This is a genomic window from Loktanella sp. D2R18, from assembly GCF_003318235.1.
In the GTDB taxonomy this organism is placed as follows: Bacteria; Pseudomonadota; Alphaproteobacteria; order Rhodobacterales; family Rhodobacteraceae; genus Yoonia.
The window spans coordinates 542,320-556,604 of record NZ_QOCG01000030.1 but is presented as its reverse complement, the minus strand read 5'-3'; the positions used below and the strand labels follow the sequence as shown (position 1 = coordinate 556,604).

Annotated in this window: 13 protein-coding genes; 8 read left to right on the top strand and 5 right to left on the bottom strand. The window is 55.3% G+C overall.

The window, feature by feature from the left end:
• Positions 1 to 23: 23 nt before the first annotated feature.
• Positions 24 to 953: a type IV pili methyl-accepting chemotaxis transducer N-terminal domain-containing protein gene (locus DS901_RS16275; protein WP_113777943.1), complete on the bottom strand. Its 930-nt coding sequence runs from the start codon at positions 951 to 953 to the stop codon at positions 24 to 26.
• 60 nt (positions 954 to 1,013) lie between these two features.
• Positions 1,014 to 1,943: a type IV pili methyl-accepting chemotaxis transducer N-terminal domain-containing protein gene (locus DS901_RS16270; protein ID WP_113777942.1), complete on the bottom strand. Its 930-nt coding sequence runs from the start codon at positions 1,941 to 1,943 to the stop codon at positions 1,014 to 1,016.
• A gap of 390 nt (positions 1,944 to 2,333) precedes the next feature.
• On the opposite strand from DS901_RS16270, the gene rsfS reads away from it, so the two are divergent.
• The 7 genes from rsfS (at position 2,334) to DS901_RS16235 (ending at position 8,966) form a co-directional block, all read left to right on the top strand.
• Positions 2,334 to 2,690: a ribosome silencing factor gene (gene rsfS / locus DS901_RS16265; RefSeq protein WP_404932354.1), complete on the top strand. Its 357-nt coding sequence runs from the start codon at positions 2,334 to 2,336 to the stop codon at positions 2,688 to 2,690.
• Entirely contained in the window at positions 2,690 to 3,160 is a 471-nt protein-coding gene (gene rlmH / locus DS901_RS16260) for a 23S rRNA (pseudouridine(1915)-N(3))-methyltransferase RlmH (protein ID WP_113778080.1), read from the top strand. The genes rsfS and rlmH overlap by 1 nt, the downstream gene beginning before the upstream one ends.
• A gap of 120 nt (positions 3,161 to 3,280) precedes the next feature.
• Entirely contained in the window at positions 3,281 to 3,550 is a 270-nt protein-coding gene (locus DS901_RS16255) for a hypothetical protein (RefSeq protein ID WP_113777940.1), read from the top strand.
• A gap of 169 nt (positions 3,551 to 3,719) precedes the next feature.
• A complete protein-coding gene (gpmI, locus tag DS901_RS16250; RefSeq protein ID WP_113777939.1) occupies positions 3,720 to 5,234 on the top strand; it encodes a 2,3-bisphosphoglycerate-independent phosphoglycerate mutase in 1,515 nt (504 codons plus the stop codon).
• Complete coding sequence (locus tag DS901_RS16245; protein WP_113777938.1) at positions 5,231 to 6,307, top strand: murein hydrolase activator EnvC family protein; 1,077 nt, start codon at positions 5,231 to 5,233, stop codon at positions 6,305 to 6,307. Before gpmI ends, DS901_RS16245 begins: the two co-directional genes overlap by 4 nt.
• Positions 6,308 to 6,321: 14 nt before the next feature.
• Positions 6,322 to 7,662 carry a S41 family peptidase gene (locus tag DS901_RS16240; RefSeq protein ID WP_113777937.1) on the top strand — a complete coding sequence of 447 codons (1,341 nt, stop codon included), beginning with the start codon at positions 6,322 to 6,324 and terminating at the stop codon, positions 7,660 to 7,662.
• 140 nt (positions 7,663 to 7,802) lie between these two features.
• Positions 7,803 to 8,966 carry an aminotransferase-like domain-containing protein gene (locus DS901_RS16235; RefSeq protein WP_220150246.1) on the top strand — a complete coding sequence of 388 codons (1,164 nt, stop codon included), beginning with the start codon at positions 7,803 to 7,805 and terminating at the stop codon, positions 8,964 to 8,966.
• On the opposite strand, the gene DS901_RS16230 is transcribed toward DS901_RS16235, so the two are convergent.
• The 3 genes from DS901_RS16230 to DS901_RS16220 all read right to left on the bottom strand — a co-directional run bounded on the left by DS901_RS16230 (position 8,963) and on the right by DS901_RS16220 (position 12,573).
• Positions 8,963 to 11,407, bottom strand: coding sequence for a GcvT family protein (locus DS901_RS16230; RefSeq protein ID WP_113777935.1), 2,445 nt, complete (start codon positions 11,405 to 11,407; stop codon positions 8,963 to 8,965). The genes DS901_RS16235 and DS901_RS16230 overlap by 4 nt on opposite strands.
• A gap of 92 nt (positions 11,408 to 11,499) precedes the next feature.
• Positions 11,500 to 12,057 (bottom strand): helix-turn-helix domain-containing protein, encoded by a 558-nt coding sequence (locus DS901_RS16225; protein WP_113777934.1) that lies wholly within the window; start codon positions 12,055 to 12,057, stop codon positions 11,500 to 11,502.
• A gap of 60 nt (positions 12,058 to 12,117) precedes the next feature.
• A complete protein-coding gene (locus DS901_RS16220; RefSeq protein WP_113778079.1) occupies positions 12,118 to 12,573 on the bottom strand; it encodes a GAF domain-containing protein in 456 nt (151 codons plus the stop codon).
• A 119-nt stretch (positions 12,574 to 12,692) separates the two neighbouring features.
• On the opposite strand from DS901_RS16220, the gene DS901_RS16215 reads away from it, so the two are divergent.
• The gene (locus tag DS901_RS16215) at positions 12,693 to 14,267 is read left to right on the top strand and encodes a gamma-glutamyltransferase family protein (protein ID WP_113777933.1); all 1,575 of its coding nucleotides are present in this window, start codon (positions 12,693 to 12,695) and stop codon (positions 14,265 to 14,267) included.
• Positions 14,268 to 14,285: the final 18 nt, after the last annotated feature.

Here is a 14,285-nt window from a genome sequence, read left to right as displayed (position 1 = left end):
CGGGGCCGTATTTTTCTTCGCGACTAGCGTTTGTGGGTGCGCTCAGCGTATGCTTTATAGTCATCAAGAAGGTGGTCTAGCTCAGCCAGTTCGACTTCGAGGTCATGAAAGACGGCCGCCTTTTGATCGTCGGTCAGTGTGCCGCCATCGATCAACGTCTGTTCGTTGACCTTAATCGTTTCCCAACGCGCGATCAGCTGATCAAGATCATCACGAATTTTGTCGTTTGGCGCTTCTTGAAGACCCGCCGCAGGAAGCCCATACCGCAGCGCGTTCAACGAGTTTTCAAAAACCTCAACAGTCTGTGCAAGATCTTCGCGGGCAGCGTCTGCATGGTAGCCCGCCCAGATTTCGCAGGCATCTTTGGCCATTTTTTGGGTTAGCATGCGTTGGCGACCAGCGATTTCAATCATCATCGCGTCAGCCGCAGTGATCTCATAGGGGTGGCTGTATTGGCCTGTGATATCTGACGCAAGAACGGTTGTAAGCTCTAAAAGTTCAAGGTTGTGGTCATCAATGAGATGCGCGCTTTCCGTATCATGCCCATCAAGCAAAATGGAATCTACCGCGCCGTGGATGGTGTCCCATTCCGCAGCAACATGTGCGATGTCTTCTAACGTGCGGCGGCGGGTTTCTGGATGCAGAATGTGCAGGGTGTCGTCGCCGTCGCGCAGCGCAACGATATATTGATCGAACTGTTGGGTCGCATGTTCAAGCACGTCATGCGCCTCGTCGATGCTGATATCTGTCGACAAAGCACAGGACGCTGCGGCGACTTGTTGGGTGAGCGTCCGTAACTGGCCTGCAACACGAATGCGATCCGCGCCGTCAGATTCAATTTCATATTGTGCCTCGATGAGTGCGGCATCGGCAGCGTCGTCTGCGTGTACGGTAAGGGGGGTTGTGCAAATCGCAACCGTCAGCGTTGTTCCACTGCATAGTCGTCTTAACATGGTCGTACCTTTCAATGAGGTGCTGGTCGCCCACAATCCGCGTGAACGGCCGAGCGTAGATTAGTGGGCGCGTTCAGCGTATTCTTTGTAGTCAAGAAGAAGGTGGTCGAGATCAGCCAACTCAACCTCGAGGTCGTGGAACACTTCGGTCTTTTGCTCCTCGTTCAGCGTTCCGCCATCAACGAGCGTTTGGGCATTGACCTTTATGATGTCCCAACGCGCCAAAAGTTCGTCCAAATCGTTTCGAATTGCGTCGTTCGGGGCGGCTTGGATGCCCGCTTCAGGCAAGCCGAATCTTAACGCATTTAGAGAAGCTTCAAAGATTGTCATCGTTTGCGCGAGGTCTTCTTTGGCTTCTTCGGCGTGATAGCCGGTCCAGACTTCACAAGCGTCTTTTGCCATTTTTTGGGTCAGCATGCGCTGACGTCCCGCGATTTCAATCGTCATCGCGTCTGCGGCGCTGATCTCAAACGGATGCGCGTATTGGCTCGCGATGTCGGACGCCAAGATCGTCGTCAGCTCAAGAAGCTTGAGGTTGTGATCGTCGATGATATGCGCGCTTTCAACATCGTGACCGTCTTCAAGGACGGAATCGATTGCCCCGTGGATAGCGTCCCATTCTTCGCGGACATGATCGATATCTGCGATTGTGAGGCGACGGGTTTCAGGGTGCAAAATGTGCAACCCTTCGTCGCCTTCTTTCAGTGCGACGATATAGCGGTCAAACTGAGCCGTCGCCAGTTCAAGAACGTCATGCGCTTCGTCGACTGCGATATCGGATGTGAGTGCGCAGGACGCAGCCGCAACCTGTTGCGTGAGGGTGCGTAACTGGCCAGCAATATGAATGCGGTCAGCGCCATCTGATTCAACGTCATATTGCACATCAAGAATTTCGGCCTGTCCGGTCGCTTCTTCAGCATTGGCGGTAGCGGCAAAGGAGAGCGCGGCAATAGAGAGTGGAACGATCACACAGCGAGGAGTACGAAACATAATTACTGTCCAGTTAATACTATAGGGTTTACATCACGATTTCTGTCGCAAGACATTGCGCGCAAAGTGGGGCAAAATAGTGAATTTTCTATCCCATTTCTTGCGTTTTGCGCAGGATATCGTGCTAGCGTTGCAAGGTCTTTCGAGGTTGCTGTCTTAAGGTGCGCGAGGCTGTTCTGGTTTACGAGAGATTGCGTTCTGCCATTGCATGTCTTGGACAAATCCGCGACATGGGCGTTCGCCCTGCTGAGTTTTGTTGAAAAATGCGCTGTGCGTTGCTAGTTTTAAAGCATGCCCGGTGCCGGGGCCATGACGGCACATATAAAGGAGGACAATGTTCTGTCTCTTTCCACATCGGCAGCAGATGCTGTCAACGCCGGGGGCCCGTCTATGACTGGGACTAAAACTGCGACCAGCGACGCGCTTTTGGCGGCTGTTCTGCAATCACTGAACGATGATAAAGCCGAAGACGTCGTGCAGATCAATCTGCGCGGTAAATCCGAAATGGGTGACCATATGGTGATCGCCTCTGGGCGCTCGACCCGTCAGGTGATTGCGATGGCTGAAAAGCTGTCTGAGCGGCTCAAGCATGACTTCAACGTGTTTTCAAAGCTCGAAGGTAAAGACAGCGGCGATTGGGTGCTGATCGATACGGGCGATATCATTGTGCATATCTTCCGCCCCGAAGTGCGCGACTTCTATCAGATCGAAAAGATGTGGCAGCCCGGGTCCGCCGCAGCGACCTGATGCGTGTGCATATTTGCGCAGTGGGCCGACTGCGACGCGGCCCAGAGCGCGATCTTTACGACGATTATTTGACCCGGTTCGACCGGACGGGGCGCGCGCTTGCGCTTGGCCCTGCCCAACTGATCGAGGTCGAAGATAAAAAAGGCGGCGGCATGCCTGCCGAGGCCGGATTGCTACAAAAATCCATTCCTTCGGGCGCGTTGATCTGCACGATGGATGAGCGCGGCAAGGTCATGTCATCACCGGATTTTGCAAAGATGCTTGGCGATTGGCGCGACCAAGGCCGCCAAGACGTCGCCTTTGTCATCGGCGGCGCGGATGGCATCGACCCAAGCCTGCGCGCGCGCGCGGATGCATCCTTAAGTTTTGGCAAAATGGTCTGGCCACATATGCTGGTGCGGGTGATGCTCGCCGAACAGCTGTACCGCGCCGCGTCGATCTTGTCGGGCGGGCCGTATCATCGCGCGTGATTTTGCCCGGTGCTATGAATGGCGGTCTAAGTCTACAAAGCGAACAAACGGGTGGCACGAAGTCGTCAATGGAGAGCGTGTCTTATTGCTTCGCGTGTTAGGAACTGCCATCACTTTATCATGACAGGTTCAAATCGAAAAATCGCAATTGGCTATCTTGACGCAGAAGTCGTGGGCGCTGCCGGACTTTTCCTGAAACGTGTAAAAAAAGCTTTAGAAAATGACGCGACTGCGGAGCTTAAATTCAATACATTTGCACTAGTGGTCGACCCTAGCGCGCAGACAGTCACTTTGCATCAAGACTGGTTTGCATGTCAGCCCGAAGTTTTCAACGAGCCGGAACTTATCGAGTTAATCGAAACCGCACGAGAACGAATTCGAAATCACTAGAGGCAGTGCGCTCATAGTAACCTTGGGGCCGATTTTCGCGCTGTCTATTGACGGGCTGTTCCAATCCCATTCCGTTGGGGTATAGTAAAACGGGCCAATTTTCAATTCGTGTTTCGTTCGTCTGCGACCTGCGCTAAACCTGCCGTAACATCAAATCGGAGATTACCCCATGTCTGCACCCAAACCCGTTGTCTTGTGTATTCTTGATGGTTGGGGGCTGCGTGATGATTCAGTTGGGAATGCGCCTAAGCTGGCCGATACCCCCAATTTCGACGCGATCATGCAAGGGCCGCATGCGCAGCTGTTGACGCATGGTCGTGATGCTGGGTTGCCCGGCGGGCAGATGGGCAATTCAGAGGTCGGCCACACGAATATCGGCGCGGGCCGTGTTGTGGCGATGGATTTAGGCCAGATCGAACTGGCGATTGAAGACGGCACATTCGCGCAGGCCGAGGCTTTGCAAGCCTTTATCGCCAAGATGAAAGCATCCGGAGGACGCGCGCATTTGATGGGCGTTGTGTCAGATGGCGGCGTGCATGGCCACGTAGACCATATTATCGCAGCCGCCAAAGCATTAGATGATGCAGGCGTTCCGACGGTGATCCATGCGATTACAGATGGGCGCGATGTGGCGCCATCTTCGGCGACAGAATTCATGCAGGTTTTGCAAGCAGCTTTGCCGAAGGCCGTGCAAATTGCCACGGTCATTGGCCGCTATTTTGCGATGGACCGCGACAATCGCTGGGACCGGGTGCAAACGGCCTATGACGCGATGGTGAACGGGCAGGGCGCGCAGGCGGAAACACCACAAGCGGCGATTGACGCGGCTTACGCGAATGGCAAAACGGATGAGTTTATCCCTGCTACCGTGATCAGTGATTACGCCGGGTTTGCGGCGGGCGACGGGCTGTTTTGTTTGAACTTCCGATCCGACCGGGCGCGCGAAATCTTGGCCGCTATTGCGGATCCGGCATTTGATGCGTTTGACCGGGTACAGCCTGATCTGTGCGCGTTGCTGGGTATGGTCAGCTATTCAGATCGCCATGATGATTGGTTCGAAACCGTATTCCCGAAACGCGATATTCAAAACACACTGGGCGCTTGGGTGGCCAAACACGGCCTGCGTCAGTTCCGGCTGGCCGAAACCGAGAAATATCCGCATGTGACGTTTTTCTTAAATGGTGGGATCGAAGAACCTGCTGCGGGCGAAGACCGCTTTATGCCGAAATCACCCAAGGTTGCGACCTATGATCTGCAACCCGAAATGTCCTCAGGCGAAGTGACTACGGCTTTTGTGAAGGCAATCGGCGACGGCTACGATATGATCGTTACGAACTATGCCAACCCTGATATGGTTGGCCATACAGGTGATCTGGATGCAGGGATCAAGGCATGTGAATCTGTGGATAGCGGTTTGGGGCAGGTGTTGGCTGCACTTAAGGCCGCGGGTGGTGCAATGATCGTGACCGCTGATCACGGCAATTGCGAAACGATGATCGACCCTGAAACAGGCGGTCCGCATACCGCGCATACGCTGAACCCGGTGCCTGTCGCGTTGGTTGGTGGGCCTGAAGGGGCCACATTGCGTGAAGGGCGTTTGGCCGATTTGGCGCCGACGATCCTTGATCTGATGGGGCTAGAGCTGCCACCTGAAATGACCGGACGCACATTGATTCAAAAATGAGGTTCGCGGTATTCCTGATCTGTCTGGCAGCACCTGTGTTCGGCCAATCGGCGGACACGGCCGCGCGCGACGCAATGGCACAATTGCAAGCCGCACAAGCGCGGTTGGAAACTGCAGGAGATGCGCGTGACCAGATTGCGGCCTTGACCCAAACGGTGCAAGCCTATGAGGCTGGGCTGGCCGCCGCGCGTTCTGGACTGCGGCAGCTACAGGCGCAAGAAACCGCGCTGACCGCCGATTTGGACGCACGCCGTGCGGAATTGGGTGTCTTGATCGGGGCCCTTGCCACTATGTCGAAAACGCCGCGGCCTGTGTCGCGTAGCCAACCGCAATCACCCATTGATACGGTGCGCGCTGGGATGTTGGCTGCAGATGTGACGCAATCGCTTAAGGGTGCGGCAGATGATCTGCGGGCCCAGATCGGACAGGTACATGACCTGCGCGTGTTGCGGCAGGAAACCACGGATACGCTCACGGCGGGGATGCAAGGCGCGCAATCTGCACGGTCTTCATTGGGCCATGCGATTTCGGCGCGCACAGACTTACCCATTCGGTTCGAAGATGACCCAGTGCAAACCGCATTACTGATGTCGGGGTCTGAAACGCTTGATGCATTTGCCGATGCGCTTGCGACGCATCTGCCCGATAGTGAGGCCGATCTGACCAAGCAGGGAAACTTGCCTTTACCCGTTTCGGGCATCGTACAACCGCAAAGTGGCGACGACGCAGGCATCTATATTGCGACTGCGCCGCAGGCGTTGGTCACGGCACCTGTTGATGCAACGATCCTTTATGTCGGACCTCTTTTGGGGGATTTGAATGTAATCATTTTAGAACCCGCACCTGATGTTGTATTCATCTTTGCGGGGCTTGAGACGCTTTATGGCAGCGCTGGGCAAATCGTGCCTGCGGGAACGCCGCTTGGGACGATGGGCCGTAATGCGACAGAAGTTAACGGTATTTTGACCGAAAATGTGGGCGATGACGGCGAAGCAGGCGCACTACCCCTTTATCTTGAGGTCAGGGACGGGCAGAGTTCAGTGAGCCCAGATGCATGGTTCGCGCTGGAATAGACATAGGACGTGGAATGAAAAAACTAGTATTAGCCGCCCTTGGGGGCGCTGCCCTTGGTCTGGTCACGACTGTTCAAGTCGCAGGGCCGCTTGTCGCGCAAGATGCTCAAACATCTGGCAGCGTTTACGAACAGCTTGATTTATTTGGCGATATCTTTGAACGGATTCGCACTGATTATGTCCAAGATGTCGACGACAAAGAACTGATCGAAGCAGCGATCAACGGGATGCTGACATCGCTTGACCCGCATTCCAGCTATATGTCTGCCGAAGCTGCTGCCGACATGCGGGTGAGCACGCGTGGCGAATTTGGCGGGCTGGGGATCGAAGTGACCCAAGAAGACGGCTGGGTCAAAGTCGTGTCGCCTATGGATGGCACCCCTGCTGATGCGGCTGGAATGCTGGCCGGTGATTTCATCACGGCCGTTGACGGCGAAAGCGTGATGGGGCTGACCCTGAACGACGCGGTCGATTTGATGCGGGGACCCGTCGGGGCCGAAATCATCATCACTGTCGTACGCGAAGGCGAAGTTGAACCGTTCGACGTTTCGATTATTCGCGATACCATCAAAATGACTGCCGTGCGCAGCCGGACAGAGGGCAAGGCCGTGGTCTTGCGGATCACGACCTTCAACGAACAGACCTACCCAAACCTGAGCGAAGGGATCGAAGAACAGATATCCGAGGCTGGTGGTATCGACAATGTTGACGGATTTATCTTGGATTTGCGCAACAACCCCGGCGGGTTGCTGAACCAAGCGATCTACGTTTCAGACGCGTTTCTGAATGCTGGCGAAATCGTTTCTACGCGCGGACGTGAGACCGAAGACGGTGATCGTTTCAACGCGACAGAAGGCGATTTGGCCCAAGGAAAACCGATTGTGGTCTTGGTGAACGGGGGCTCTGCTTCGGCCTCTGAAATTGTGGCCGGTGCGTTGCAAGATCACCGTCGGGCCATCGTGGTGGGGACCAATTCGTTTGGGAAAGGTTCTGTACAGACCGTGATTCCGCTGAGTAGCGATGGCGCGATGCGTCTGACTACGGCACGCTATTATACACCCTCCGGCCGTTCTATTCAGGCCTTAGGAATTTCCCCTGACATTATCGTCGAACAGCCGCGCCCGCAGCCATCTGACGAGGAAGAGGAAGAAACGCGCAACCAGCGCACCGAGGCATCTTTGCGCGGTGCCTTGGATAACGACAGTCTGACCGAAGACGAAATTCGCCAGATTGAAGAGGACCGCGCGCGCGCCGAAGCCGCCGCGCAGTTGCGTGAAGACGATTATCAAATGGCTTACGCAATCGACATCCTCAAAGGGCTTAGTGCGCTGGGCCCGGTTGTTCAAGCGGACTAAAAAATTGCCTCCCGCGCGTAATACTGCGCGGGAGGTAGGTCAGCTTTGTTGACTTAAATTTTTCTTGTGCCAATATGCCGCTCTGTCACAGGGAGAATCGATATATGTGGGACCAAATATTCGCATCGCGCATGGCACGCATGACGGCGTCGGAAATACGCGAACTGCTTAAATTGTTGGATCAACCAGGTATCATTTCCTTTGCGGGGGGCATTCCTGATCCAAAGCTGTTTCCCACCACTGCGTTCCAAGACGCATTCGCAGATGCGCTTGGTCCAGACATGCAATCCGAGGCGCTACAGTATTCTGCCAGCGAAGGCTATCCGCCGCTGCGCGACTGGATTGCAGAGCAAATGCAAAAACTGGGTATGCCATGCACACGCGACAATATCCTGATCACATCGGGGTCGCAGCAAGCGTTGGATTATCTTGGCAAATTGTTTTTGTCGCCGGGAGATACGGCGCTGGTGACTTGGCCAACCTATTTGGGTGCGCTTGGCGCGTTTAATGCTTATGAACCACAGTATGATAGGCTCAACCTGAACAGCAATCGCCCTGCCACTGACTACGCGCAGCGCGCAGCGGGCCACGGAGGGCGGGTCAAATTTGCCTATGCATCGGTTGATTTTGCGAATCCAACCGGGGAAACCATCGACCGGGCTGGGCGCGAAGCCCTGCTGGATTTGGGTGATGATCTGGACATCGCGTTGATCGAAGACGCGGCTTATCAATCGTTGCGTTATGATGGTGATCCGATCCCTCCTGTGCTTGCGCTTGAGATTGCGCGCAAAGGCGATATCAATGATTGCCGCACGATTTATTGTGGCAGTTTCTCAAAAACATTGGCGCCGGGCTTGCGGGTCGGGTGGGTTTGCGCCGCGCAGCCTGTCATTGCGCAATTGGTGCTGATGAAACAGGCGTCAGATTTGCATTCACCGACGATCAATCAGATCGCGATCAATGGTGTAGCGCGGCAGGTTTTTGATGATCATGTGGTTAAGCTGCGGAATACATATAAAGAACGCCGCGATTGTATGTTAAATGCACTTACGCAGCATATGCCCGAAGGCGTGCGCTGGACCAAACCCGAAGGCGGCATGTTCATTTGGTTGACCCTGCCAGACCATATCGATGGCGCGGCGTTACTTGCCAAATCGCTTGAAACACACCGTGTCGCCTTTGTGCCGGGCCGTGCATTTCACGCCGATGGGTCGGGTGGTAACACTATCCGTCTGAATTTCTCCCTACCAGATGAAGCCACGATAAACGAAGGCATCAAACGGTTGGGCGCTTTGCTGAGTTAAGCCTTCGTGCGTTCGCCCTTGGGGTCGTAGAACGGGCGCAACTGTGCCTCGGCATTGACCCGTGTGCCCATGACGTCAATTTCAAAGGAACTGCCCAGCATCTCTGCGGCGGTTTCGCCCCTGCATGGCACATAGCCCATACCTATTGCGGCCCCTAGATGATGCCCGTATCCGCCCGACGACAGATAGCCGACGGTTTCGCCATCGCGCAGGATTGGTTCATTATGGTAAAGCAGCGGTTCTGGATCGGTCAGTTTGAACTGTACCAAACGGGTCAGTAGCCCGGATTCACGCTTTTGCAGCACCGCGTCACGGCCGATGAAATCCGGCTTGTCTGTCTTCACTGCAAAGCCCAAGCCAGCCTCAAGCACGTGATCCTCGCAGGTGATGTCATGGCCAAAATGCCGAAACCCTTTTTCAAGGCGCGCGGCGTCCATCATATGTAGACCGCAAAGCTTTGCCCCAATATCCTGTCCGGCAGCGTGGAGTGTTTCAAACACATGTGCTGCCATATCCGTTGAAACGTAGACCTCCCAGCCGAGTTCGCCAACATAGGTCACCCGGTGGACCCGTGCGAGCCCCATGCCGATCTCAACTTCTTGGGCGGTGCCAAACGGGTTCGCATCGTTCGAGAAATCGTTGGGCGAAACGGCTTGCAAGAGTTTGCGTGCGTTCGGCCCCATGACTGCGACCACGGCCTCTGATGCTGTGACATCGGTGATTACCGCGCTAAATGCGCCCAAGTTGCGTTGTATCCAAACCTGATCAGCCAGACGCGTCGCCGCTGGGGTGACGACCAGATAGGCGGTTTCTGACAGGCGGGTAACAGTGACGTCGGCTTCGACCCCGCCGGTATGGTTTAGAAATTGCGTATAGGTAATTTTGCCGACCGGGACGTCCATTTGCCCGCCGCAGACATGGTTCAGGAATGCGGTGGCATCGGGGCCTTCGACGCGGATTTTGCCGAATGAAGACATATCGTACATGCCAACATTTGTACGGACCGCAGCGACTTCAGCGGCGACATTGTCAAAGAAGTTCTGCCGTTTCCATGAATATTCATACGCAGGTTCTTGGCCGGGGTTTGCGAACCAATTTGCGCGTTCCCATCCGGCAAGTTCGCCCATGACCGCGCCTTGGTCCAACAGATGTTGGTGCAACGGGCTGCGCCGAACCCCGCGGGCTGTGGCCTTTTGACGGAACGGGTAGTGATCTGCATAAAGCAGCCCCAGCGTTTCTTTAGAGCGTTCAAACAGGTAGGTTTTATTGCCCTGAAACGGCTGCATCCGCGCGATGTCAACGTCGCCTAAATCAAATGGTTTTGCGCCCGTATCCATCCATTGTGCCAGCGCCATACCGGCGCCACCGGCAGATTGGATCCCGATCGAGTTGAAGCCTGCAGCCACCCAAACATTGTCCATCTCTGGCGCTTGGCCAAGATGGTAAGCATCGTCGGGGGTAAAGCTTTCGGGGCCATTAAAGAACGTGTGAATGCCAGCCTCTGCCAAGAGCGGAAGACGGTTTACCGCTGATTCCAAGATCGGCTCAAAGTGATCGAAATCTTCAGGCAGTTGGTCAAATTCGAAATCGTCCGCGATCCCATCCATACCCCATGGTTTCGCATTCGGCTCAAACGCACCTAGCAATATTTTTCCTGCGTCTTCTTTATAGTAGGCGCATTCATCAGGGACGCGCAGAACAGGAAGCTGGGTGAGGTTTGGAATGTTTTCTGTGACGATGTAAAAATGTTCGCAGGCATGCAAAGGCACATTGCTGCCCATCATTTTGCCGACCTCATGCCCCCACATGCCCGCACAGTTGACCACCATATCGCAGGCGATAGAGCCGCTGGCATTAGCCGTTTCCCAATCCACCGATGTGACCTTGCGGCCAGTGCGGTTGACCTTCGTGACTTTGGTGTGTTCAGCGATGGTCGCGCCGTTCATCCGCGCGCCTTTCGCCAGCGCGAGCGCGATATTGCCCGGATCACCTTGCCCATCTAGCGGCAGGTAAACCCCGGCCTTCACATCGTCGATATTCAGGTGGTCGTAACGGTTTTTGACCTCTTCGGGGCTGATTTCTTCAACTTCGACGCCAAAGGCACGTGCCATTGCGGCTTGACGGAAAATCTCTTCACGGCGGGCTTCGGTCAATGCGACGGTAATCGATCCATTGCGTTTGAACCCTGTCGCGACGCCAGTTTCGGTCTCTAGGTTGCCGTAAAGCTCTTGGGAATATTTCGCGAGCTTCGTCATATTCGCCGTCGCGCGCAATTGTGCGATCAGGCCAGCCGCGTGCCATGTGGTGCCTGACGTAAGCTGCTTGCGTTCGAGCAGCAAAATGTCTTTCCAGCCAAGTTTGGCCAAGTGGTAAGCAACAGAACAGCCGATAACGCCGCCGCCGACGATAACAACGCGCGCTGATTTGGGGAGGTGAGACATTGCGGTGACCTTGATGTGAAATTTTATTCAATATTTTCACGAACGGATGATTCGGTCACGCAAAATCGTTTCGGGTTTTGGAAATTGTTAGATCAATAAACCGGAGGCGAGATCACCCAGATCATTTCACAAGGGGTCTTGCCTTGGTTTTCCCAGCGGTACATTTCACCGCGCAGTCGAAAACTATCACCCGCGGACAATGTGTAATGCACATCATTCACCCAAATATTCAGCTGCCCGCTGATGACGTAGCCAATCTCTTGGGTATCGCGCTGCAAAGGGGTCGCTAGCTGTGATCCGGGTTCAAAGCGGGAATGGATCACTTCAAAACTATCGGTAAGGTCGGGTGACAGCAGGCCTTCGGTCAGTCCTTTGGTGCCGTTGCGCATGGGACGCCGCGCGTTTGCACGCACGATGATCCCATCGTCGGCAGGGTCAGCATCGGTTTGGACCAAGCTTGCGAGCGTAGTGTCCAGAATCGTCGCCATCGTGTTTAAGTCGGCGATTGAGGGGACCGAGATGTCACGCTCAACCTGGCTCAGCCATCCGACAGATCTGTCGAGCGCGGCCGCAAGATCAATGAGAGTTATGCCGCGCGCCTTGCGTAATGCGCGCAGATCAGCGCCCAGCGTTTTGGGTGTCGTTTTCATGGGGTTCCCTCAGCGGCAGTCAGGTCGTCATGCTAGCCGCGCGCACGAAAAAGGCAATGTCTAGCTGGTGGCGAATGCTTGCTCTATGATCGCAGTCAATGCTGTCGCGTCTTCTGTATCGAAAGCATCGGGTTGATTGCTGTCGATGTCGAATACCGCGACGAGGTTTTGCGCGCCGTCAAACACCGGAATAACCAATTCCGACCGGGTGCTGCTGGCGCAAGCAATATGATCTGCAAATGCGTCGACATCCGGCACAAGCTGAGTCTGCCCGCTACGGGCTGCCGCCCCGCATACGCCGCGCGCAAAGGGAATTGTCAAACAGCCGTGGCCACCTTGGTAGGGGCCGATCTTTAGCAGCTCTGGCGCGGTGACGCGGTAAAATCCGGTCCAATCAAAACGGGCGTCGCTGTGATGAACTTCGCAGGCGATTGTGGCCATCAATGCGACGTGATCTGTTTCACCTTCTGTCAGAGCGGCAATTGTTTTTGCAAGTAAATCATAATCAACGCGCATCAGTGATATTCCATTGTCCGGGCTTCCACGCGGACCTAGCGCGATGCGCATTATGGGGCAAGACCCGTTGCACATGCCGCAATTCTGCGTAACCTATGCGGGTACATCTAGGGGGAACTATGCGCGATTTTCACTTACCCGGCCGGTCGGCTGTTTATGCGACCAATGGTATGGCTGCGACATCGCACCCATTGGCGGCGAAAGTCGCGATCCAGATGCTTGAAGCCGGGGGAAATGCGGTGGATGCTGCGATTGCTGGCGCCGTATTACTGGGAATCTGTGAACCGCAGATGACAGGGATTGGCGGCGATTGTTTCGTGCTGTTGACACCGCCGGGAGAAGACCGCGTTGTTGCGTTAAACGGATCAGGCCGTGCGCCAGCCGGGATTGACGCTGACGCTTTGCGCGCCAAAGGCCCCGTAGTTGCGCCATACAGTGTCGACGCGGTGACCATCCCCGGTGCGGTGGACGCATTTTGCCGACTGTCCAAAGATTTCGGAAAGCTGGGCCTCAAAGCCGTGCTTGCCCCTGCGATCCATTATGCCGAGAACGGTGTGCCTGTTGCACCACGCGTGGCATTTGATTGGGCGCTTGGGGCCGGAAACCTCTCAGGGCGCGCGCGCGATCAGTTTTTGCTCAACGGCGATGTGCCACAGCCCGGACAGATTTTCCGCGCGCCCGGCCAAGCCAAGGTTTTGCGCGAAATCGCTATGGAAGGCCGCGCTGGTTTTTACGAAGGTGCGGTAGCCGAAGATATGGTCAAGAGCCTGAACGCGCTAGGCGGCACCCATACCTTGGATGATTTCGCGAATGTTGCCTGTGAATACACCGACCCGATTTCTGGGGGTTACGGCGGGTTGGAACTGTGCGAACATCCGCCCAACGGGCAGGGGGCGACAGCGATTTTGTTGCTCAACATTCTGAAACACTTTGACATCGCGCAGATGGACCCATGGGGGGCAGAGCGCGCGCATATCGAGGCCGAAGCGACCAAGCTTGCCTATGACGCGCGCAATCGGTTTATTGCGGATCCCGATCATACCACGCGCACCGATTATATGATGGCACCAGAAACAGCGGAAGCGCTTGCCGCATTGATCGATCCGACTAAGGCGATGCCTGCCGCCGCCCCGCTGACGGAATCTGTGCATAAAGACACGATCTATATCACTGTGGTCGACAAGGACCGCATGTGCGTGTCGCTGATCTATTCGGTGTTCCATTCCTTTGGGTCTGGCATTGCGTCGGATGAATACGGGGTGCTGTTTCAAAACCGCGGTGCGGGGTTCACGCTCGAACAGGGGCACCCCAACGAGGTGGGCGGGGGCAAGCGCCCCATGCACACGATCATTCCGGGGCTACTGAAGAAAGACGGAAAACCCTATATGCCGTTTGGTGTGATGGGCGGTGCCTATCAATCAACAGGGCATGCGCGATTCGTCAGCAACGTCACTGACTTTGGCTTATCCCCGCAAGGGGCGATGGATGCACCACGTTGTTTTGCTGACGGGGGCGCGCTGAATGTTGAAAACGGATACACTGACGCTGTCAAAGCAGAATTACGCGACATGGGGCACAATGTACAAACACCTGAAACCGCGATTGGTGGCTCGCAAGCGATCATGATCCATGACGATGGTGTGCTAGAGGCGGGCAGTGATCCGCGTAAAGATGGCTGTGCATTGGGGTACTAAGCCGACGTCATTGGGTTG

Coding starts and splice junctions, on each gene's coding strand:
- DS901_RS16275 (WP_113777943.1), bottom strand. CDS start 953: ATGTTAAGACGACTATGCAGTGGAACAACGCTGACGGTTGCGATTTGC.
- DS901_RS16270 (WP_113777942.1), bottom strand. CDS start 1,943: ATGTTTCGTACTCCTCGCTGTGTGATCGTTCCACTCTCTATTGCCGCG.
- rsfS (WP_404932354.1), top strand. CDS start 2,334: ATGACTGGGACTAAAACTGCGACCAGCGACGCGCTTTTGGCGGCTGTT.
- rlmH (WP_113778080.1), top strand. CDS start 2,690: ATGCGTGTGCATATTTGCGCAGTGGGCCGACTGCGACGCGGCCCAGAG.
- DS901_RS16255 (WP_113777940.1), top strand. CDS start 3,281: ATGACAGGTTCAAATCGAAAAATCGCAATTGGCTATCTTGACGCAGAA.
- gpmI (WP_113777939.1), top strand. CDS start 3,720: ATGTCTGCACCCAAACCCGTTGTCTTGTGTATTCTTGATGGTTGGGGG.
- DS901_RS16245 (WP_113777938.1), top strand. CDS start 5,231: ATGAGGTTCGCGGTATTCCTGATCTGTCTGGCAGCACCTGTGTTCGGC.
- DS901_RS16240 (WP_113777937.1), top strand. CDS start 6,322: ATGAAAAAACTAGTATTAGCCGCCCTTGGGGGCGCTGCCCTTGGTCTG.
- DS901_RS16235 (WP_220150246.1), top strand. CDS start 7,803: ATGACGGCGTCGGAAATACGCGAACTGCTTAAATTGTTGGATCAACCA.
- DS901_RS16230 (WP_113777935.1), bottom strand. CDS start 11,407: ATGTCTCACCTCCCCAAATCAGCGCGCGTTGTTATCGTCGGCGGCGGC.
- DS901_RS16225 (WP_113777934.1), bottom strand. CDS start 12,057: ATGAAAACGACACCCAAAACGCTGGGCGCTGATCTGCGCGCATTACGC.
- DS901_RS16220 (WP_113778079.1), bottom strand. CDS start 12,573: ATGCGCGTTGATTATGATTTACTTGCAAAAACAATTGCCGCTCTGACA.
- DS901_RS16215 (WP_113777933.1), top strand. CDS start 12,693: ATGCGCGATTTTCACTTACCCGGCCGGTCGGCTGTTTATGCGACCAAT.